The organism is Actinoplanes aureus (assembly GCF_015704865.1).
Lineage (GTDB): Bacteria > Actinomycetota > Actinomycetes > Mycobacteriales > Micromonosporaceae > Actinoplanes > Actinoplanes aureus.
This window is the reverse complement of sequence record NZ_JADQTO010000003.1, coordinates 94,811-114,562: the sequence shown is the minus strand read 5'-3', so window position 1 is coordinate 114,562 and position 19,752 is coordinate 94,811. Positions and strand designations below refer to the sequence as shown.

General features: G+C 70.7%; 19 protein-coding genes. 7 read left to right on the top strand and 12 right to left on the bottom strand.

Annotation, left to right across the window (positions count from 1 at the left end):
* Positions 1–51: 51 nt before the first annotated feature.
* From I4J89_RS06435 to I4J89_RS06425, 3 genes are all read right to left on the bottom strand, one after another.
* Positions 52–1,611 (bottom strand): methyl-accepting chemotaxis protein, encoded by a 1,560-nt coding sequence (locus I4J89_RS06435; protein WP_196412912.1) that lies wholly within the window; start codon positions 1,609–1,611, stop codon positions 52–54.
* Between the two features lie 229 nt (positions 1,612–1,840).
* Entirely contained in the window at positions 1,841–2,191 is a 351-nt protein-coding gene (locus tag I4J89_RS06430; protein WP_196412911.1) for a UBP-type zinc finger domain-containing protein, read from the bottom strand.
* A 12-nt stretch (positions 2,192–2,203) separates the two neighbouring features.
* Positions 2,204–2,581 carry a winged helix-turn-helix transcriptional regulator gene (locus tag I4J89_RS06425; RefSeq protein ID WP_196412910.1) on the bottom strand — a complete coding sequence of 126 codons (378 nt, stop codon included), beginning with the start codon at positions 2,579–2,581 and terminating at the stop codon, positions 2,204–2,206.
* Between the two features lie 136 nt (positions 2,582–2,717).
* Here I4J89_RS06425 and I4J89_RS06420 point away from each other — a divergent pair, with 136 nt between their 5' ends.
* Positions 2,718–3,569 (top strand): SDR family oxidoreductase, encoded by an 852-nt coding sequence (locus tag I4J89_RS06420; protein WP_196412909.1) that lies wholly within the window; start codon positions 2,718–2,720, stop codon positions 3,567–3,569.
* Positions 3,570–3,673: 104 nt separating this feature from the next.
* Here the strand turns inward: I4J89_RS06420 and I4J89_RS06415 are convergent, their stop codons facing one another.
* The gene (locus tag I4J89_RS06415; RefSeq protein WP_196412908.1) at positions 3,674–4,138 is read right to left on the bottom strand and encodes an aminoacyl-tRNA deacylase; all 465 of its coding nucleotides are present in this window, start codon (positions 4,136–4,138) and stop codon (positions 3,674–3,676) included.
* A 48-nt stretch (positions 4,139–4,186) separates the two neighbouring features.
* Between I4J89_RS06415 and I4J89_RS06410 the strand changes: the two genes are divergently transcribed.
* Complete coding sequence (locus I4J89_RS06410) at positions 4,187–4,561, top strand: DUF427 domain-containing protein (protein ID WP_196412907.1); 375 nt, start codon at positions 4,187–4,189, stop codon at positions 4,559–4,561.
* Here I4J89_RS06410 and I4J89_RS06405 read toward each other — a convergent pair.
* Positions 4,558–5,559, bottom strand: coding sequence for a TIGR03617 family F420-dependent LLM class oxidoreductase (locus I4J89_RS06405; RefSeq protein ID WP_196412906.1), 1,002 nt, complete (start codon positions 5,557–5,559; stop codon positions 4,558–4,560). The genes I4J89_RS06410 and I4J89_RS06405 overlap by 4 nt on opposite strands.
* A 24-nt stretch (positions 5,560–5,583) precedes the next feature.
* A complete protein-coding gene (locus tag I4J89_RS06400; protein ID WP_196413344.1) occupies positions 5,584–6,528 on the bottom strand; it encodes a P1 family peptidase in 945 nt (314 codons plus the stop codon).
* Between I4J89_RS06400 and I4J89_RS06395 the strand changes: the two genes are divergently transcribed.
* Complete coding sequence (locus I4J89_RS06395) at positions 6,527–8,647, top strand: catalase (protein WP_196412905.1); 2,121 nt, start codon at positions 6,527–6,529, stop codon at positions 8,645–8,647. The genes I4J89_RS06400 and I4J89_RS06395 overlap by 2 nt on opposite strands.
* Before the next feature lie 109 nt (positions 8,648–8,756).
* Here I4J89_RS06395 and I4J89_RS06390 read toward each other — a convergent pair whose 3' ends face one another.
* From I4J89_RS06390 to I4J89_RS06380, 3 genes are all read right to left on the bottom strand, one after another.
* A complete protein-coding gene (locus tag I4J89_RS06390; protein WP_196412904.1) occupies positions 8,757–9,218 on the bottom strand; it encodes an Hsp20/alpha crystallin family protein in 462 nt (153 codons plus the stop codon).
* 124 nt (positions 9,219–9,342) lie between these two features.
* The gene (locus tag I4J89_RS06385; RefSeq protein WP_196412903.1) at positions 9,343–10,284 is read right to left on the bottom strand and encodes a formylglycine-generating enzyme family protein; all 942 of its coding nucleotides are present in this window, start codon (positions 10,282–10,284) and stop codon (positions 9,343–9,345) included.
* Positions 10,285–10,308: 24 nt separating this feature from the next.
* Positions 10,309–10,851 (bottom strand): TetR/AcrR family transcriptional regulator, encoded by a 543-nt coding sequence (locus tag I4J89_RS06380; RefSeq protein ID WP_196412902.1) that lies wholly within the window; start codon positions 10,849–10,851, stop codon positions 10,309–10,311.
* Between the two features lie 85 nt (positions 10,852–10,936).
* Between I4J89_RS06380 and I4J89_RS06375 the strand changes: the two genes are divergently transcribed.
* From I4J89_RS06375 to I4J89_RS06365, 3 genes are all read left to right on the top strand, one after another.
* Complete coding sequence (locus tag I4J89_RS06375) at positions 10,937–11,836, top strand: TIGR03564 family F420-dependent LLM class oxidoreductase (protein ID WP_196412901.1); 900 nt, start codon at positions 10,937–10,939, stop codon at positions 11,834–11,836.
* Between the two features lie 48 nt (positions 11,837–11,884).
* Entirely contained in the window at positions 11,885–12,766 is an 882-nt protein-coding gene (locus tag I4J89_RS06370; protein ID WP_196412900.1) for an LLM class F420-dependent oxidoreductase, read from the top strand.
* 84 nt (positions 12,767–12,850) lie between these two features.
* A complete protein-coding gene (locus I4J89_RS06365) occupies positions 12,851–13,876 on the top strand; it encodes a LacI family DNA-binding transcriptional regulator (RefSeq protein WP_373688108.1) in 1,026 nt (341 codons plus the stop codon).
* A gap of 33 nt (positions 13,877–13,909) precedes the next feature.
* Here I4J89_RS06365 and I4J89_RS51415 read toward each other — a convergent pair whose 3' ends face one another.
* Genes I4J89_RS51415 through I4J89_RS06350 form a run of 3 tightly spaced genes read right to left on the bottom strand, consistent with a single transcriptional unit; the run spans position 13,910 to position 17,059 of the window.
* The gene (locus I4J89_RS51415) at positions 13,910–14,806 is read right to left on the bottom strand and encodes a carbohydrate ABC transporter permease (RefSeq protein ID WP_309238209.1); all 897 of its coding nucleotides are present in this window, start codon (positions 14,804–14,806) and stop codon (positions 13,910–13,912) included.
* A gap of 10 nt (positions 14,807–14,816) precedes the next feature.
* Positions 14,817–15,743 carry a carbohydrate ABC transporter permease gene (locus I4J89_RS06355; protein WP_196412898.1) on the bottom strand — a complete coding sequence of 309 codons (927 nt, stop codon included), beginning with the start codon at positions 15,741–15,743 and terminating at the stop codon, positions 14,817–14,819.
* Complete coding sequence (locus I4J89_RS06350; protein WP_196412897.1) at positions 15,740–17,059, bottom strand: extracellular solute-binding protein; 1,320 nt, start codon at positions 17,057–17,059, stop codon at positions 15,740–15,742. Before I4J89_RS06350 ends, I4J89_RS06355 begins: the two co-directional genes overlap by 4 nt.
* A gap of 284 nt (positions 17,060–17,343) precedes the next feature.
* Here I4J89_RS06350 and I4J89_RS06345 point away from each other — a divergent pair, with 284 nt between their 5' ends.
* Positions 17,344–19,710, top strand: coding sequence for a glycoside hydrolase family 3 N-terminal domain-containing protein (locus tag I4J89_RS06345; RefSeq protein ID WP_230858475.1), 2,367 nt, complete (start codon positions 17,344–17,346; stop codon positions 19,708–19,710).
* Positions 19,711–19,752: the final 42 nt, after the last annotated feature.

The following is a 19,752-nucleotide window of genomic DNA, read 5'->3' as shown; positions in this document are numbered from 1 at the left end:
GGGGCCGGCCACCTTGCGGTGGCCGGCCCCGGTGCATGAGCGATCGGTCGGTCAGAACTTGAAGGCGGCGACCAGGCCGCGCAGCTCCTCGGCGGTACGCGAGACCTCGGTGCTCGCTTCCAGGGTCTGGTTGACTCCGCCAACCGTGGCGGCGCTCGCCGACGAGACGTCGCTGATGTTCGTGGCGATCCGGCTGGACCCGGCGGCCACCTCGGCGATGCTGCGGCTCATCTCACCGGTGGTGGCGGTCTGCTCCTCCACCGCCGAGGCGATGGTGGTCTGGAAGTCGTTGATCTGCGCGATCACCTCGGAGATCCGGTTGATCACCTCGACCGCGCCGCCGGTGTCCTGCTGGATGGCGTTGACCCGGCTGTGGATGTCCTCGGTGGCCCGGGCGGTCTCCTGGGCGAGATCCTTCACCTCGCTGGCCACGACCGCGAAGCCCTTGCCGGCGTCGCCGGCCCGTGCCGCCTCGATGGTGGCGTTCAGGGCGAGCAGGTTGGTCTGCTCGGCGATGCTGGTGATCAGCTTGATCACGTTGCCGATCTCGGCGGACGACTCGCCGAGCTGGCGGATGGTGTCGGTGGCGCGGGCGGCCTCGGCCACGGCGACCGCGGCGATCTGGGCGGCCTCGCTGGTGTTGCGGGAGATCTCCCGGATCGACAGGCCCATCTCCTCGGAGCCGGCGGCCACGGTCTGCACGTTGCGCGAGATCTCGTCGGCCTCGATCGACGCCGAGCTGCTCTGCCGGTCGGTGTTGTCGACCGCCGCGGCGATCTCCCCGGAGACGGCGGCGAGCTCAGTCGACGCGGCGGCCAGGCTGTCCGCGTCGTGGGCGATGGTCTGCATGGAGTCGCGCAGCTTGTCCAGCGAGCGGTCCAGGCCGGCGGCCATCTGGCCGAGCTCGTCGCCGCTGGTGATGCCGCTGCGGACGGTGAGGTCGCCGCGGTCCAGCGCGTCGATCACCTTGCCGAGCTTGCGGATCGGGCTGAGGATTGACCGGACCATCGGGATGGCGAGGCCGATCAGCAGCACGAGACCGGCGAGCGCGACCATGATCGCGGTGTTGCGGGTCGAGCTGACGGTGCTCGCCATCTCGGCCTTCTGCTCGGCGACCCGGCGTTCCACGTCCTCGGTGAGTACGTCCAGCTCGTCGTCGGTCTTGTTGTTGCGCTCGGCGATCTCGTCCGTACGGCCGACCACCGACTTCGGGTTGGCCACACCGGCCGTGACGAACTCGGTGATGAACGTGTTGAAGTCGTCGAAGTCCGGCCGGTAACCGTTGAACTCGGCGACGATGTCGGCGGGCAGGCCCGACGTGACCACCAGGTCGGCGGCGTTGACCGACGACTCGACGTCGTCCTTGACGTCACCGCTGACGTCGTGGCCGAGCGCGGACCGGTAGGCGTCCACCTTCAGCTCACTCTGCCGGTTGTTCAGGTGGTTCAACGCGGCGAGCCCGGCCTCCAGGCTACGCATCTCCTCGGCCTGATCAGCCAGTTTGCCCTGCCCCACCAGGGTGATCGTCGCCATCGCGCCGAGCGCGACCGCTCCGGTGGCCACGATGGCACTCAGCCTTTTGGCTGTGCCGATGTTCTGTAGACCGCGCATCTGCCCTCCCCGAATGTCCGACGCAAGGTCCATCGACCGGACGGGGGCATATCTGAGGACCGAACCTTTCAGCAACCATTACGTCCGGTAGCGGACGATCCGGAAGCGGAAGGTCGGGCGACTGACCGGCTCTGCGACCGGCCGCGGATACCCCGCCGCAGTCGAACCCGCGGCCGCTCAAAGGTTTCCGCGGACGGGCCGGAGGCGCCGGGCGGGCTGGAGGACCGGATCAGCGGTTCAGCTTGCTTCGCCAGTCGGCGGGAACCGAGCCGGACGGGCCCGGCACCGGCTGGTCGGCGGGGCGGCTCGTCGGCGGGGCCAGTTCCGGACCGCTGCCGGCCTCCTCGGAGGTGTAGTCCCAGTACCAGTCCTCGCCCGGCTCGAACGACTGGATGACCGGGTGCCCGGTGCTGCGGAAGTGGGCGGTCGCGTGCTGCGACGGCGAGGTGTCGCAGCAGCCGACGTGCCCGCACTGGGCACATCGGCGCAGGTGGAACCACCAGCCGTCGGCGGCGAGGCAGTCGGCGCAGCCGGTGCCGGAGGGCGGGACGTCGGGCTGGATCGGGGCGTCGGCGCTCATGATCGAAACCTATCAGCGCGCCTGGTCGTACCGCGCCTGCGCGACCCGTACGCGACCGACCTCACCCTCGACGAGCTCGATCAGCTCGACCAGCTTGGCGGCGACCCGCTCCCCCATCTCGGTGAGGCTGTACTCCACGTGCGGCGGGATCGTCGCCTGCACCTCGCGGCGGACCAGGCCGTCCCGCTCGAGCGCCTGCAACGTCTGGGCCAGCATCTTCTCGCTCACCCCGTCGACGCGGCGGCGCAACGCGTTGAACCGGTACGCCCCCTCGTGCAACGCGGCGAGAGCGAGGGTGCCCCACCGGCCGGTCACGTCGGCCAGCACCGCCCGGGAGGCGCACTCCCGGGCGAAGACGCTGGGAATCAGGTCATCGTCCGGCTCGGTCACGCTGTGCCCCCTTCATGGCGCCGACGATACCGGCCGGCACCGTGCTGAGTCTCGTGATGGCACTCACTGATGGTTGGCACTTTCGAAAAGTTAGTGCATTCTTTCGGCCAGTACCCGCTCACTTCAGGGAGTTGTCATGACCATCGCTGTCACCGGAGCCACCGGACACCTGGGCCGTCTCGTCGTCGAGGCCCTGATCAGCCGGGGTGCGGCGCCGAACGAGATCGTCGCGGTGGTCCGCGACCTCGCCAAGGCCGCCGGCCTGGCCGCCCAGGGTGTCCAGGTGCGCCAGGCCGACTACGACCGGCCGGAGACCCTGGGCACCGCCCTCGCGGGCGCTGACCGGCTGCTGCTGATCTCCGGAAACGAGGTCGGCAAGCGGGTACCGCAGCACACCGCGGTGATCGAGGCGGCCCGTGCGGCCGGGGTGCGGTTCCTGGCGTACACCAGCATCCTGCGCGCCGACACCAGCACCATCGGGCTCGCCCCCGAGCACCTGGCCACCGAGCAGGTCATCGCGGCCTCCGGCATCCCCTACGCGGTGCTGCGCAACGGCTGGTACTTCGAGAACTACGCCGGGCAGTTCGGCACCGCGCTTGCCACCGGGGCGTTCGCGGGCAGTGCCGGCGACGGCCGGATCGCCGCGGCCACCCGCGCCGACTACGCCGAGGCCGCGGCCGCGGTGCTGCTCGCCGGCGACCCCGGGGTGTACGAGCTCGGCGGCGAGGCGTTCACGATGGCGGAGCTGGCCGCCGAGGTGACGCGGCAGGCCGGGATCGCGGTGGAGTACCGCGACCTGCCGGTAGCCGAGTACCAGGCGCTCCTGGTCGGAGCCGGGCTGCCGGAGGGCTACGCCGCGCTGCTCGCGGAGACCGACTTCAAAATCACCCAGGGCGAGCTGGACACCGACAGCGACGACCTGACCCGTCTGATCGGCCGCCCGGCGACCTCTCTCGCCGACGCCGTCGCCACCGCGCTCAAGGCCTGACCTCGGCCACGTGCGCCGGCCCGGCGGTCGCGCTGGGGCGGTGAGCGGGCAGATGATCGCGCGGTAGTGCGGGGACTGTGCGGAACGCGTACCAGGAAAGGGTTTCAGCCTGCTGCTTCCGTGACGTCGGCGAATCGGCCGCCCAATGCCGAGACGGCGGCGTCGGCGCCGACGCGCAGCGCGGTGCCGCGCTCGCCGGCGCCGAGGCTGATCGTCCGGCCCCGGGTCCGTTCGTCGGCGATCACCGGCCACGCGCGGGCCGAGCCGAACGGCGTGATGGTGCCGCGCTCGTATCCGGTGGCCTGCTTCGCGGCGGCCGCGTCCGGCATGGACAGGCGGCTCACCCCGAGCAGGGCGCGCAGTTTCGGCCAGGAGATCACCCGGTCGCCGGGGACCAGCACGAACAGGTACTCGTCCTCGGCCCGGCGCACCACCAGGGTCTTGACCAGATCACGCACCTCGACCCGCTGCGCGGCGGCCGCCTCGGCGACGCTGTTCACCGGCCCGTGCCGGACCACGTCGTGCTCGATGCCGGAAGCCGTCACCGCGTCGATGGCAGAGGTCGTCACGCGCTCACCCTAGTAGGCTCGGAACCGATTGATCGAGGAGGCAACGCGATGACCGAGAAGCCGCGGCTGTACCCCGGACCGGATCACCCGATCACCGTCACACCCACCGGCAAGCGGGTGGTCGTCACGGCCGGCGGGCGGGTGGTCGCCGACACGCGGGACGCGCTGACCTTGCAGGAGGCGAGCTACCCGGCGGTGCAGTACGTTCCGCTCGCCGATGTGGACCGCAGCCTGCTCGAGCGCACCAGCACGGAGAGCTACTGCCCGTTCAAGGGTGAGGCGAGCTACTACTCGATCACGGCCGGCGGCGACCGGTCGGTGGACGCGATCTGGGAGTACCGCGAGCCCTACGACGCGGTCGCGCCGATCAAGGACCACGTCGCCTTCTACCCGGACCGGGTCGACTCCATCGAGATCAGCTAGTCGCGCAGCGCGGTGCGGACCGCCGCCAGCTGGTAGCGGTCCGCCTCGTACGGCGTGTACAGCGAGATCCGATCGATGATCCGGCCGAAGCGGGCGCGCAGAGCCGCCGCGACGGTGGCCGGATCGCCCGCGACGGCGAAGGCGTCCAGCACGTCGTCGCTGATCTCGGCGGCCATCTCGGTCCAGGCCCGCCGGCGCGCCAGCATGCTCAGCCGGTCCGCCAGCTCGCCCCACCCGTGCGTCTCGAGCACCGGCCGGTAGGACGGCGTGGACGCGTAGAACGCGATCTGCCCGCGCACCGCCTCCTCGGCGCGGGCCCGCTGCTGCGGGTCGGCGCCGAGCACGACCATCGCGCTCATCTCCAGCTCGAAGCCGTCCAGGTTGCCGCGGGCCGACCGGAGCACCGGCAGGATCCGCTCGCCGAGGTACGCCGTACTGGTCAGCGGGTGCACCAGCAGCCCGTCCGCCACCCGGCCGGCCGTCGCGATCATCCGCTCGCCGACCGCGGCGAGTGAGATCGGCGGATTGCCGTACGGGTTCGGCCCGGGGCTGAAGAACTCGGTCATCAGCACGTGCTGGTAGAACTCGCCGCGGAACGCCAGCCGCTCCCCGGTGGCCCACGACTCCCAGATCGCCCGCAGCGCCGCCACGAACTCCTCCATCCGCGCGGCCGGCCGGCTCCACGGCATCGAGAACCGCCGCTCGATGTGCGGCTTCACCTGGGAACCCAGGCCGAGCCGGAACCGCCCCTCGGAGATCAGCCGCAGATCGTTGGCGAGCACCGCGACGTTCATCGGATTGCGGGCGAACGCCACCGCGATGCCGGACTGGAGTGCGATCCGCGAGGTCGCGCGGGCCACCAGGGCCAGTGTGGTGAAGACGTCGTGCCTGGTCTCGGCCGCCGAGAACCCGTCGTAGCCGACCTGCTCCGCCGACACCGCCGCCGCTTCCGCCTCGGCCGGTGAGGCCGCGACCGGCGCGGCGTAGTCAACCAACATTCCCCAGTGATACACCAAAGATCGTCACGAGGTGACGGCGGAGCGGATCGCGTCCGCGGTCACCTCGGCGGTGGCGGCGCGCAGCAGTTCCAGATCGGCGTCGCCGGCCGACCCGGTGGCCAGCGCGACCACCGCGTCGCCGTCGAAACGGGAGTGCGCCGGGTGCAGCGCCCGGGCGAAACCGGTGTGGCCGCTCTGCGCCAGCAGATAGCAGTCGGTCTTGCTGAGCCGGGCGTCGGTGAGCACCACGGCGACCGTGGTGTTCTGCATGCCGAACGGGGTCTCGGTCCGGGTGACCGGGACGCCGCCGAACAGCGGCCGCCCGTCCTCGCCCAGCACGTCGCCCCACGCGTTGACCACGGCGACCACCACCACCTGGGCCGGTCCGGCGTGGCCCCGGGCCCAGCCGACACCGCCCGGCGCGGTGCCGCCCCGCCACTTGCCGGTGCTGGCTCCGGCGCCGGCGCCGACCGTACCCCGCTGGAAAGGGTCTCCGCGCAGGGCCGCGAGCGCCGCCTCGCGGCCGGCCCCGGCGCCCGGCGGCGTGCCGGCGACCGAGGCGTCGAAGATCGACATGCCGACGACGATGGGCACCGGCCCTGCCGGAGTGGCGAAGCCGAGGCCGCGCTCGCGCAGCAGGGTCATCACGCCGTCGCCGGCCGCGAGCCCGAACGCCGACCCGCCGGAAAGCACCACCGCGTCCACCCGGTCGACCAGCCGGACCGGGTCCAGCAGCGCGAACTCCCGGGTGGCCGGGGCACCGCCGCGCACCTCGCCGGAGCCGACCGTGCCGGGCGGCGGCAGGATCACGGTCACCCCGGTGCCGTCGCCGGTCCAGTGGCCGGCATGGGCGGTGAGCAGCTGCGGCGCGGTCATGTGCGGAACGGTAACGCCGTCCACGTTCTGACGGGAGATGTCTGGGTATGCAACCGACCTGTCCCGTCGTCCCACAGATCGGAAGGACCACATGGCCTCGTCGCGCAAGCCGGAGCCCACCGTTCCCACCCCGGCGGCGCTGGATCCGGCGGAATCGACACCGCTGACCAGCTCGCTCGCCCCGGAGCGCGGCCTGCAGACCGGTGACTACCTGACCACCGCGCACGGCCTCCGGCTCCCGGACACCGACCACTCGCTCAAGGCCGGGCCGCGCGGGCCCGCGCTGATGGAGGACTTCCACCTCCGCGAGAAGATCACCCACTTCGACCACGAGCGGATCCCGGAGCGGGTGGTGCACGCCCGCGGCACAGGCGTGCACGGCGTGTTCCGCTCATACGGCACCGCGGCCTCGGTGACCCGCGCCCGCTTCCTGGCCGAGAAGGACAAGGAGACGCCGGTCTTCGTACGGTTCTCCACCGTGCTGGGCTCGCGCGGTTCAGCGGACACCGTTCGTGACACCCGCGGTTTCGCCACGAAGTTCTACACCGACGAGGGCAACTTCGACCTGGTCGCCAACAACATGCCGGTCTTCTTCATCCAGGACGGCATCAAGTTCCCGGACGTCATCCACGCCGCGAAGTGGCACCCGGACCGGGAGATCCCGCAGGCGCAGACCGCGCACGACACGTTCTGGGACTTCGTCTCGTTGCACACCGAGGCCACCCACCACGTGTTCTGGGCGATGTCCGACCGCGGGATCCCGCGGTCGTACCGGACCATGGAGGGCTTCGGCGTACACACGTTCCGGCTGGTCGACGCCGAGGGCACGTCGGTGCTGGTGAAGTTCCACTGGAAGCCGGTGGCCGGGGTGCACTCCCAGGTGTGGGAGGAGACCCAGATCACCGCCGGCGTGGACCCGGACTTCCACCGGCGGGACCTGACCGACTGCATCGACGCCGGGCTCTTCCCCGAGTGGGAGCTCGGCATCCAGGTCATGCCGGACACCCCGGACGAGTCGTTCGAGGGCATCGACCTGCTCGACCCGACGAAGATCGTGCCGGAGGAGCTGGCACCGGTCCAGCCGATCGGGAAGCTGACACTGACCCGCAACCCGGACAACTTCCACGCCGAGGTCGAGCAGATCGCCTTCCACATGGGCAACCTGGTGCCCGGCATCGAGGTGACGAACGACCCGCTGCTGCAGGCGCGGCTCTTCTCCTACCTGGACACCCAGCTGTCACGGCTGGGCGGGCCGAACTTCAACCAGTTGCCGATCAACCGGTCGCACGCGCCGGTCAACGACAACCTCCGGGACGGCATGCACCAGTCGGTCGTGCACCGGGGCATCGCGCCGTACCTGCCGAACAGCCTCAGCCAGGACGGTCCGGTGCCGGCCGGTCCCGAGGTGGGCGGCTACGTGCATCTGCCCAAGCCGGTGCAGGGCGACAAGGTACGCGCCAACCCGGTCTCCTTCGCCGACCACTACTCGCAGGCCGCCCTCTTCTACGCCAGCCTCAGCCCGATCGAGCAGGAGCACATGATCGAGGCGTTCACCTTCGAGCTCGGCAGGTGCTACGAGCAGAAGATCCGCCAGCGGCAGCTCCAGGTGCTGGCGAACGTGAACACCGACCTGTGCGAGCGGGTGGCGGCGGGGCTCGGCCTGCCCGCCCCGGAGGGGACGCCGCCGCTGAACGTCGTGCCCTCGCCGGTGCTGGCCCAGGTGACCGACCGGGTCTGGCCGATCACCGGGCGGGTGGTCGGTGTGGTCGCCGCGCCGGGCGCCGACCTGTCCGGGATCGCGAAGCTGCGCGAGGTGCTGAAGCCGCAGGGTGTGGTGCTCCGGGTGATCGCCCCGATCGGTGGCCAGCTGGCCGGCGACGGCGCCGTGGAGATCGTGGAGCGGACCTTCCAGACCGCCCGGTCGGTGGAGTACGACGCCGTGGTGATCGCGGACGGCGCCGGCGACCTGCTCGACCTTCAGCTGAACATCCTGCTCCAGGAGGCGTTCCGGCACGCCAAGCCGATCGGCGCGGTCGGCGACGGAGAACGCCTGCTGCTCACCGCGGGCATCGACCCGGCGGCGCCGGGTGTGCTTCGGGCCAAGAGCGTGGATGACGCGTACGCCGGACAGCTCGCCGCCTTGCTCGGCAAGCACCGGGTCTGGGAACGGATGCCGATGCTGCGGCTGGTGGCCTCGTCGCAGGGTTCCTGACGCGCACTACCCGGACCGCGCCGGCCGGTGGCCTCTGCCACTGACCGGCGCGGTCCGCTTTCGGTCAGTTTTCGGCCCCGCGCTGAACCAGCGCGGGGCCGGGACCGGCTCAGCTGGTGATGGCCTTGTCCTTGGCGGAGCCCTCGATCACCGGGTGCGCACCGGTGCTGATCTCGATGCGGCGCGGCTTGGCTGCCTCGGCCACCGGGATGGTCACGGTGAGCACGCCGTCCTGCCAGGTGGCGGAGATCTTGTCGAGGTCCAGGCCGTCGCCGATGGTGAGCCGCCGTTCGAAGGTGCCGGTCACCCGCTCGCGCCGCACCCACTGCACGTCGGCCTCGGTCCGAGCGGACCGCTCGGCACGGATGATCAGAACCCGCCCGTCGACGTCCACCTGCACCGAACCCGGGTCGACGCCGGCGAGGTCGCAGTGCAGCACGAAGTGGTCACCGGAGCGATACAGGTCCATCGGCATCGCCGCGACGGCGGGGCCGCCCGCGACGGCGGGGGTGCCCAGCATCTGTCCGGCCAGGCGGTCGAACTCGCGGAAAGGATCGAAAGTCAGCACCACGGATCCACCTCCTCGAAGCAGCCGCCGGCCTCTCCGGCGGCTCGTGGCGCTCGGCTAACAATCAACGCCGAGGTCGGTTCCCAGATCTCTTTGACCTGCACCGACAAGACATTTTTTAGCACTGTCACTCGGCGAGTGCCAGTGCTTCGCCAAGATTTTTTGCGACCGTCCGGAAGCCTGTGTTGCCGGTCGACGAATCGGGCGTGTTGGACGAGCGGGCGGCGTTGCGGTAGCGGTTGCAGTACGAGTCGTGGCACAGGTACGACCCGCCGCGGATCACCTTGGCGGCCCCACCGGCCGGCCCGCGTGGATCGTCCACCGGCGACTCGGCGTAGTAGGTGGGCGAGAACCAGTCGGCGCACCACTCCCACACGTTGCCGACCGGCTGCCACAGCCCGTACGCGTTCGGCCGGAACGACCGCACCGGCGCGGTGGTGACGAACCCGTCCCCGGCGGTGTTGTGGACCGGGAACTCGCCCTGCCAGATGTTGACCGCGTGCCCCTCGGCGGGCAGGTCGTCGCCCCACGGGTAGCGCAGCGACGGCAGGCCACCGCGTGCCGCGCACTCCCACTCCGCCTCGGACGGCAGCCGGCGCCCGGCCCAGGCGCAGTACGCCCGCGCGTCGTTCCAGCTCACGTGCACCACCGGATGGTCCTCACCGGCGGCGTCGGACGGTCCGCCCGGGTGCGCCCAGTCGGCGCCCTCGACGCCCAGCCACCACGGGGTGCCGTGCATCCGGCCGGCGACGTGGTCCGGGTCGGTGAGGGCCAGATGGAAGACGGCCGACCAGCCGTACCGCTCGGCGTCGGTGCGGTGACCGGTCGCGGCCACGAAGGCGCGGAAGTCGGCGACCGTCACCGGGGTCGCGTCGATGGCGAAGGCGGGCAGGCGTACCTGGTGCACGGGTTGTTCGCCGTCCGCACGTACGCCGTCGTCGTGGGCGTCACCCATCGCGAAGGTCTGGGAAGGCACCCGGATCTGCTCAATCGGGTGGGTTCCGGCGCCGGGAACCGGCGCCGCGACCACGGTGGCCGGCCTGCCGGCCGACGGCGTACAGCAATCCATGACCCATAGGATAGATAGGAATACTCACCCGGCTGACGGCAGGCCTCGCATCAGCAGGGCCAGCAGCCGATCGAGGCGTGCGTGATCCTGGGGCGCCTGCTCGCCGGCCCAGGCCATCGCGTTGACGGCGACCAGCAGATCGTCGATGTCGACCTGGTACCGCTCGCCGGCCTCCTCCTCGGCTCGGCGCAACAGGCGCGATCCGGCGGCACGGATCGCGTCATGGCACTCGGCCAGCGCCGCGCCGCCGCCCAGCGCCTCCACGGCGACCAGCCCTCGCATGGCCGAGGCGTGCACGGCAAGCGCGCGCAGCCAGGCGCGCAGCGCCTCGCCGGCCGACGGGTGTGCGAGCAACTCCTCCCCGCGGGCACAGAGCGCCGCGACGTCCTCCGAGATGATCGCCACCAGCAGGGCCTGCGCCGACGGGAAGTGACGATAGAGAGTTCCCGGCCCGACGCCGGCCTGCTGCGCGATCCGGTTCAGCGAGGCACCGCGCCCCTGTGCCGCGAACTCCTCCCGCGCGGCCGCCAGCAAGCGGTCGCGGTTGCGCCGGGCATCGCTTCTCATCGACTTCCTCGTTGCTATGCGGAGAGGGTCTCCGTATATTACCGGAAGTGAAGCGGAGACCCTCTCCGCATAGCTGGAGGACAGAGTGGACATCGGCATCATGATCGGTGAGGTACGCGGCCCAGCGACCGCGGCGGACCTGGCCGCGCAGGCCACCGCCGCCGAAGGCCTGGCCACCGCGTGGTCGGCGCAGGCGCTCGGCTGGGACGCTCTCACCGCGGTCGCCCTCGCCGGGGCGCACGCGCCCACGATCCGGCTGGGCACCGCGGCCGTCCCGGTCCGGCAACGACATCCGCTCACCCTCGCCGGCCAGGCGCTCAGCGTGCAGGCCGCCACCGGCAACCGTCTGACCCTGGGCATCGGCGCCGGCATCGCGGCCATGGTGGGTGGCATGTTCGGCCTCCCGGCCCACCGGCCGGTCGCCTACCTGCGCGAGTACCTCTCCGTCCTGCGGCCCCTCCTGCACGGCATGCCGGTGGCTCACGCGGGCCCGATGCTGACGGCCGCCGGGACGGTCGCCGTTCCGGGCGCCGAACCACCGCCGGTGCTGCTCGCCGCGCTGGGCCCGGCGATGCTGCGGCTGGCCGGGGAGATGGCCGATGGAACGGTCACCTGGATGGCCGGCCCGAAGACCCTGGAGACGCACGTCATGCCGCTCGTCACCGCGGCCGCGAACGGCGCGGGACGACCCGCACCGCGGGTGGTGGCCGGGCTGCCGGTGTGCGTCACCACGGACGAGGCCGATGCCCGGGGACGCATCGCCGCCCACTACGCCATGGCCGCGCGGGTGCCCGAGTATCAGGCCGTTCTGGACCGGGAGGGAGTGCGGGGCCCCGGAGAGGTGGCGATCGCCGGTGACGAGGAGGCGGTCGCGCGGCAGGTGCGGCGTCTGGCCGGGACCGGCGTCTCCGAGTTCGTCGCGGCGCCGTTCGGAAGCCCGGCCGAGCAGGCCAGGACCACGGAGTTGCTGCACCACCTGGAATGATGCCGAGCCCGGCCGAAACGCCTCTGCCAGGTCGGTAGGTTGAAGCCCATGAGCATGCGTTTCGGGGTCTTCGTACCCCAGGGCTGGCGGATGGACCTCACCGAGATCGCCGATCCGGTCGAGCAGTACGAGGCGATGACCGCCGTGGCGAAGCTGGCCGACGCCGGCCCGTGGGACAGCGTCTGGGTCTACGACCATTTCCACACCACGCCCGAACCCACCATCAACACCACCTTCGAGTGCTGGACCGTGACGTCGACCCTGGCGCGCGACACCAGCCGGGTGAACATCGGGCAGATGGTCGGCTGCAACGGCTACCGCCACCCGTCGCTCTACGCCAAGATCGCGTCAACCGTGGACGTCGCCAGCCACGGCCGCCTCTACGCCGGCATCGGCGCCGGCTGGTACGAGCACGAGTGGAAGGCGTACGGCTACGAGTGGGCCGAGGTGCCCGAGCGGATGGCCGCGTTCCGTGAGGGCGTGCAGATCGTGCACAAGATGTGGACCGAGGAGCGGCCCGTCTTCACCGGCAAGCACTACCGGATCGACCAGCCGATCAACGAGCCGAAGGGGGTTCGCAAGCCGCACCCGTCGTTCTGGATCGGCGGCGGCGGCGAGAAGGTGACGCTCAAGCTGGTCGCCCAGTACGCCGACGGCGCGAACTTCGGCGGCGGCGACCCGGAGATCTTCCGGCAGAAGGCGGCCGTGCTCCGGGAGCACTGCGAGCGGCAGGAACGCGACTACGACCGGATCATCAAGTCGACGAGCTACAACCTGGACCCGGCCGACTCGAGCGCGGACCACATCCGCAACCTGGAGCGGCTGGTGGAGGCCGGCGTCGACTACGCGATCGTCTACGTCCCGCGGGTGGCGTACGACCACGCGCCGATGCTGCGCTTCCAGGAAGAGGTCATTCCCCGCTTTCTCTGACCGGGAACAGACATGGCATGATTCCGGTGCCGGGTCCGAAAGTTCCGCCGAGGTGGACCGGCGGTAAGGAGCGCTCCCATGGCCATGGCCAGGCAACGCGTGACCATCGCGGCCATCGCACAGGCCGCCGGGGTGTCCGTGCCCACGGTGTCCCGGGTGCTCAACGGACGTTCCGACGTGTCGCCACAGACCCGTGAGCTCATCGAGCGGCTGCTGCGTGAGCACGACTACCGCCCTCGCAACTCTCGGCACTCCGGCCGGGCCCGCCTGCTGGACCTGGTCTTCAACGACCTGGACAGCCCGTGGGCCCTGGAGCTGATCCGCGGTGTCGAGGACGTCGCCCACGCCGGCGGCGTCGGCACCGTGGTCTCCCAGGTGCACCGGCGCACCACGGCGACCCGGCAATGGCTGCAGAACCTGCGGGCCCGCGCCTCCGACGGGGTCATCTTCGTGACCTCGGACGTGGCCGAGCCGGTGCACAACGAGCTGCACCGGCTCAAGGTCCCGGTGGTGATCATCGACCCGGCCGGCGGGGCCGCGTCCGACGTGCCGACGATCGGCGCCACCAACTGGTCCGGCGGCCGGACCGCCACCGATCACCTGCTGTCGCTGGGGCACCGGCGGATCGGTTTCGTCGCCGGCCCGAAGAACCTGCTGTGCAGCCGGGCCCGCCTGGACGGTTACCGGGCGGCGATGGAAGCGGCCGGTGTGCATGCCGACGACGCGCTGATCGACGAGGGCGACTTCCGGCACGAGTCCGGTTTCATCGCCGGCTGCCGGCTGCTCGACCTGCCCGACCCGCCGACCGCCATCTTCGCCTCCAGCGACCTGATGGCGCTCGGCGTGTGCGAGGCGGCCCGGCGGCGCGGCATGCGGGTGCCCGAGCAGCTGAGCGTGATCGGCTTCGACGACCTGCCCGAGTCGCGCTGGGCCTCGCCGCCGCTGACCACGGTGCGTCAGCCGCTCGCCGAGATGGGGGCGCTCGCCGCGCGTACCGTGTTGCGGTTGTCGCGCGGCGAGACCATCGAGACGCCCCGGGTGGAGCTGGTCACCAAGTTGATGGTCCGGGAGAGCACCGCTCCCCCGGCCTCAAACGCTGAAGCAAGCTGAGGGCCCGAGGGAGCACCGCTCCCCCGGGCTGGCTCACTTGCCGAAGCCGGCCGTCAGGCCGCTGACCAGCTGCCGGCGGCCGATCGCGTAGAGCAGCACGATCGGGACCGTGGTGAGCGTGACCGACGCGGCGACCGCCGGGACGTTCACGCCGAACTGGGTCTGGAACGTCGCGAGCGCGAGCGGGATGGTCGCCTGCTCGGGGCTCTGGGTGAGGATCAGCGGCAGCAGGAAGCCGTTCCAGATGCCCACCGCGTTGTAGATCATCACGGTGACCAGGGCCGGCCTGGTGAGCGGGAAGGCCAGCCGCCACATCGTGCCCCACTCGGTGGCGCCGTCCATCCGCATCGACTCGAAGAGTTCCTTCGGGACGTCGCGGATGAAGTTCGACAGCACCAGCACCGACAGCGGGATGGCGAACGCGATGGACGGCAGGATGATCGCCTGGAGCGTGTCGTACAGCTCCATCTTGATGATGATCAGGTAGACCGGGATGACCACCGCCTGGAGCGGGATGGCCAGCCCCATCAGGAAGATCCCGTTGACCGTCCGGAGGAACCGGTTGCCCGCGCCGCGGACGATCGCGTACGCCGCCATGAACGAGATCAGCGTGGCCGGGAGGATCGCTCCGGCGGTGACGATGACACTGTTCGTGAAGTACCGGACGAAGTCGCTCTCGATCACCAGCTGGTAGTTCTCGAAGGTGAACTCGGTCGGTGGCTTCAGCGGGTTGGTGAAGAAGTAGTTCGCCTGGGTCTTGAAGCTGGTGATGACGAGCCAGTAGAGCGGCAGCATCACCACGAGCAGCCAGATCCAGCCGAATCCGCCGCCGACCCAGTTGTTCTCGCGCAGCCGGCGCCGGGACGACTTACGCGGGGCGTGCGACGCCGGTGGCCGGGTGGCCCGGGTACCGACGGGGGTTGGTGTCACGGTCGCCACCTCAGGCTCCTTCCAGCTGGCTCTCGTCGGCCCGGCCGCCGAGGCGCCGCAGCAGCAGCGACAGGCCGAGTCCGGTCAGGACCAGGATGACAGCGATCGCGCTGGCCGGGCCCATCAGGCTGGCCTGGAAGCCTTGCTGGTACATCTGCACCGCGAGGGCGCGGGTGGCGTCGCCGGGACCGCCGGCGGTGAGCACCCAGATCAGGTCGAAGAAGGTCAGCGAGCCCACCACCATCAGCGTCGACGACGTGATGATCGTGTACTTGAGCTGCGGCAGCGTGATGCCGAAGAACTGACGCACCCGCCCGGCACCGTCGATCTGCGCCGCCTCGTACATCGAGTGCGGGATCTGCCGGACGGCGCCCTGGTAGATCAGCGAGTGGAACGGGATGAACTGCCAGGAGACCACGAAGATCAGCGTGCCGATGGCCAGGTTGGCCTCGCCGAGCCAGTTCTGGTTCAGCGCCTCGACCCCGAGGCCGGCGCCGATCCCGAAGCTCGGGTCCAGCAGCGACTTGTAGGTGATCGCGATCGCCGCGGAGCTGAGCAGCAGCGGGATGAAGTAGAGCACCGAGAGGAAGCCGCGGTACCGGGTCCGGGTGGCCATGAACACCCCGAGCAGGATCGAGATCGGGGTCTGCACCAGCCAGGACAGCGCCATGATCAGGAAGGTGACCCAGATGGCGTTCGGCAGGCTCGGGTTGCTGAGGGCAGCACGCCAGCTGGTCAGACCGGTCAGCTCGATGGTCGGCGTGATGCCGTTCCACGTCGCGAAGCTGAGCACGATCACGCCGAGCAGCGGGACGATCCCGAAGAACACGAACATCACGAACGCGGGCAGGGCCATCCACACGACGGAGCCGCTCCGCCCGCCGCTGGATCTGGTGGGCTCCTGACCGCGTACGACGGGCGGAGCGAGCGTCGTCATTTACCAATGACCCCGTTCATGTTGTCGACCCACTGCTGCGGGCTGACCTGCAGCTGGAACAGCTTGGCGATGTTGTCCAGCAGCACCTCGGCGGCGGTCGGGCTCAGCGCCTGGTCCCACGACTGCGCGAAGGTCTTGGCGCCGGCCGCGATGGCGGCCATGTCCTTGAGGAACGTCGCGTCGTCGCCGGTGAACAGGCTGTCGGCGCCCTTGAGCACCGGAACGCCGCCGGACTTGACCCAGCCGGCCTTCTCCTCGTCGTCCACCAGCGTGGTGGAGAAGAACTTCTTCGCGGTCTCCTTGGCCTCGGGCGTCGCCTTGGAGGAGATCGACAGGTACTGGCCGGGGTTGCCGACGGTGTTGGTCGGGTCGCCCTTGCCGCCGTCGATCGGCGGGAAGTTCATCCAGCCCAGGCCACCGTCGGCGACGAACTTGCCGCCGTTGGCCTTCTGAATACCGTACGACCAGGAGCCGTGCACCATCATCGCGGCCTTGCCGGTGTAGAGCAGGGCCTGGTCGGCGTTGGTGTCGGCGACGGTCGAGGCGAAGCCCTTCTGGAACGCGTTCTGCTTCACCAGGTCCTGGACCTTGGTCAGCATGTCCAGCACGGCCGGGTCGGACCAGGCGCCCTGCTTGCCGGCGAAGACGTTGTCGAAGACCTCGGAGCCGGCCTGGCGGTCGAGCATGAACTCGAGCCACATCATGTTCGTCCAGCGGGACTGCCCGGCGAGCGAGAACGGCGCGATGCCCTTGGCGTTGAACTTCGGGATCAGGGCGAGGATGTCGCCGTAGGTCTGCGGGGGCTGCACGCCGACCTGGTCGAAGACCTTCTTGTTGTAGTAGAGGACGATCGGCTGGACCGTCTCGACCGGCATGGCGTAGATCTTGCCGTCGACCGTGGCCGCGCCGAAGGAGGACGGCAGAATCTTGTCCTTGACCGCGGCGTTCTGGCTGAGCCAGTCGGTCAGGTCCTCGACCTGGCCGGCCTCGACGTAGCTCTTGAGACCGCCGCCGCCCCAGCCCCAGATCATGGTGGGGGCCTGGTTGGCGCCGAGCGCCGTCTTGATCTTCTGCTTGTACGCGTCGTTCTGGAAGAACGTCGGGGTGATCTTGGCGTCCGGGTTGGCCTTGTTCCACCGGTCGGCGGCGGCCTGGCGGTAGGGCTGACCCGGCTCGCCGCTGAGCGACCAGTAGGTGGCCGCACCGGAACCGCTGCCGCCACCGGAATCGTCACCGGGGCCTTCGTTGCCACACGCGGCGAGCGCAGCGCCGGCGGCGGCACCCGCGGAGAGGGTCAAGAAACTCCTGCGTTTCACGCTGATCTCCGAACTCGAAGCCGCGGGGGAGCGGCTGGTGATATGGCGATGGCCGCCGCTGAAACCCGAACCGGTTAAGTTTCGGAAGTTTCGAGCAGCAGCCGCAAATTAACGCGAGGTTTCGTAAACGTAGGGTTTCACTGTGACGAGTGTCAAGACTCTTGCCGTAACAGTGCTCAGAGCGCGAGAGTAGGCGGCGCCGACACCCATTGCCGCACCTTGCGCGGGCGTGCCGCCGTAGTCCGGCGGCCCCCGAAAGTTTCGGAAACTATCGGAGGTAACCGTTGACGATTGAACAGGCGCCTGCCTCGTGGCGCGACCCGAAGCTTCCGGTTGCCGATCGGGTCGAGGCACTGCTCGCCGAGATGACTCTCGAGGAGAAGGTGGCCCAACTCGGCAGCCGGTGGATCGGTAAGGACAAGGGTGCCACCGGAGCGGCCGGTCCGGAGCCCGAAGAGAGTCACAACGTGGCACCGATGGAGGACGAGTTCGGCGCCGGCGCCGCGCTGGAGGACGCCAGCCGGCACGGCCTCGGCCACCTCACCCGGGTGTACGGCAGCTACCCGCTCACCGTTTCCGAGGGCGCCGCCGAACTGGTACGCCAGCAGCGGATCGTGATGGCCTCCTCCCGGCTGGGCATCCCGGCCCTGGTGCACGAGGAGTGCCTCACCGGGTTCACCGCGTACGGCGCCACCGTCTACCCGGCCGCGATCGCCTGGGGAGCGACGTTCGACCCCGGCCTGGTCGAGCGGATGGCCGCGGCGATCGGGCGGGACATGGCGGCACTCGGCGTGCACCAGGGACTGTCCCCGGTGCTGGACGTGGTACGCGACTACCGGTGGGGCCGGGTCGAGGAGACCATCGGTGAGGACCCGTACCTGGTGGGGCGGATCGGGGCGGCGTACGTCCGCGGCCTCCAGAGCGCCGGGGTGATCGCCACGCTGAAGCACTTCGCCGGGTACTCCGCGTCCCGGGGCGCCCGCAACCACGGCCCGGTCCCGATCGGCCGCCGCGAGCTGCTCGACGTGATCCTGCCCCCGTTCGAGGCCGCGATCGTCGAGGCCGGGGCCGGCTCGGTGATGAACTCGTACGCCGACGTGGACGGTGTGCCGGCCGGCGCGGACCCGTGGCTGCTCACCGAGCTGCTCCGGGAGCAGTGGGGCTTCACCGGGACGGTGGTCTCCGACTACTGGTCCGTCCCGTTCCTGGCGAGCATGCACGGCGTGGCCGCCGACGCGGGCGGTGCCGGTGTCCAGGCGCTCGCCGCCGGCATCGACGTGGAGCTGCCGGACACCATCGGCTACGGGGCGAACCTCGTCGACCGGGTGCGCGCCGGCGAGGTGCCCGAGGCGTACGTCGACCGGGCCGCCCGCCGCGCGCTGATCCAGAAGGCCGAGCTCGGTCTGCTCGATCAGGGGTGGACGCCGGAGGCCTCGGTCGCCGGGTCGGCCGAGGCCGACCTGGACTCGCCGGCCAACCGGGAACTCGCCCGGGAACTGGCCGAGCGCTCGATCGTGCTGCTGGATCCCGGAGCCACGCTGCCGCTGGCCACGCCGGGCCGGATCGCCGTGGTCGGTCCGTGCGCCGACGACGCGCGTACCTTCCTCGGTTGCTACGCGTTCCCCAACCACGTCCTCCCCCGCTACCCCGGCGTCGACGCCGGCATCGGGCTGCCCAGCGCGCTCGAGGCGCTGCGCGACGAGTTCGGCGGCAGCGAGATCGCGTACGCGTCCGGCTGCGCGGTCGACGGCGACGACCGTTCCGGATTCGCCGAGGCGGTCGCGGCGGCGGAGTCCGCCGAGGTGACGCTCGCGTTCGTCGGCGACCTGGCCGGCCTGTTCGGCAACGGCACCTCCGGCGAGGGCTGCGACGCGGCGGACCTGCGGTTGCCCGGCGTGCAGGCCGAGCTCCTGGAGGCCCTGCTGGCGACCGGCAAGCCGGTGGTCGTCGTGGTGGTCTCCGGCCGGCCGTACGCGCTGGGTGACCTCGACGGGCGGGCCGCCGCCCTGGTGCAGGCCTTCATGCCGGGTGAGGAAGGCGGTGCCGCGATCGCCGGCGTGCTCTCCGGCCGGGTGCAGCCGAGCGGCCGGCTTCCGGTACAGATCCCCCGGCATCCCGGCGGCCAGCCGGGCACCTACCTGCAGCCGCGCCTCGGCGCCGTGCACACCGGCGTCAGCAACCTGGACCCCACCCCGCTGTACGCATTCGGACACGGCCGGTCCTATACCACCTTCACGGTGAGTGATCTCCGGATCAGCGACACCCGGGTGCCGGCCGACGGTGAGTTCACGGTCACCGTGCGGCTGCGCAACACCGGTGCCCGGGACGGCGCCGAGGTGGTCCAGCTCTATCTCGCCGACCCGATCGCCGAGGTCACCCGCCCGGTACGCCAGCTGACCGGTTTCCATCGGGTGGAGCTCGCCGCCGGTGCCGCCGCCGACGTGACGTTCCGCGTGCACACCGACCGCACGGCCTTCACCGGCCGCGGGATGCGGCCTATCGTCGAACCGGGCGAGCTACGGATCCAGGTCGGCACCTCGGCGGCCGACCTGCCCTGCGAGGGTTCCGTCGAGATCACCGGCGAGACGCGCCCGGCGGGACCGGGACGTCGTCTGGTCACGCCGGTGGAGGTGCGAGCAGCCGATTCGTGACGCGGGGTGGCGCCCTCCGTGCCGCACCGGACACTAGGCTTC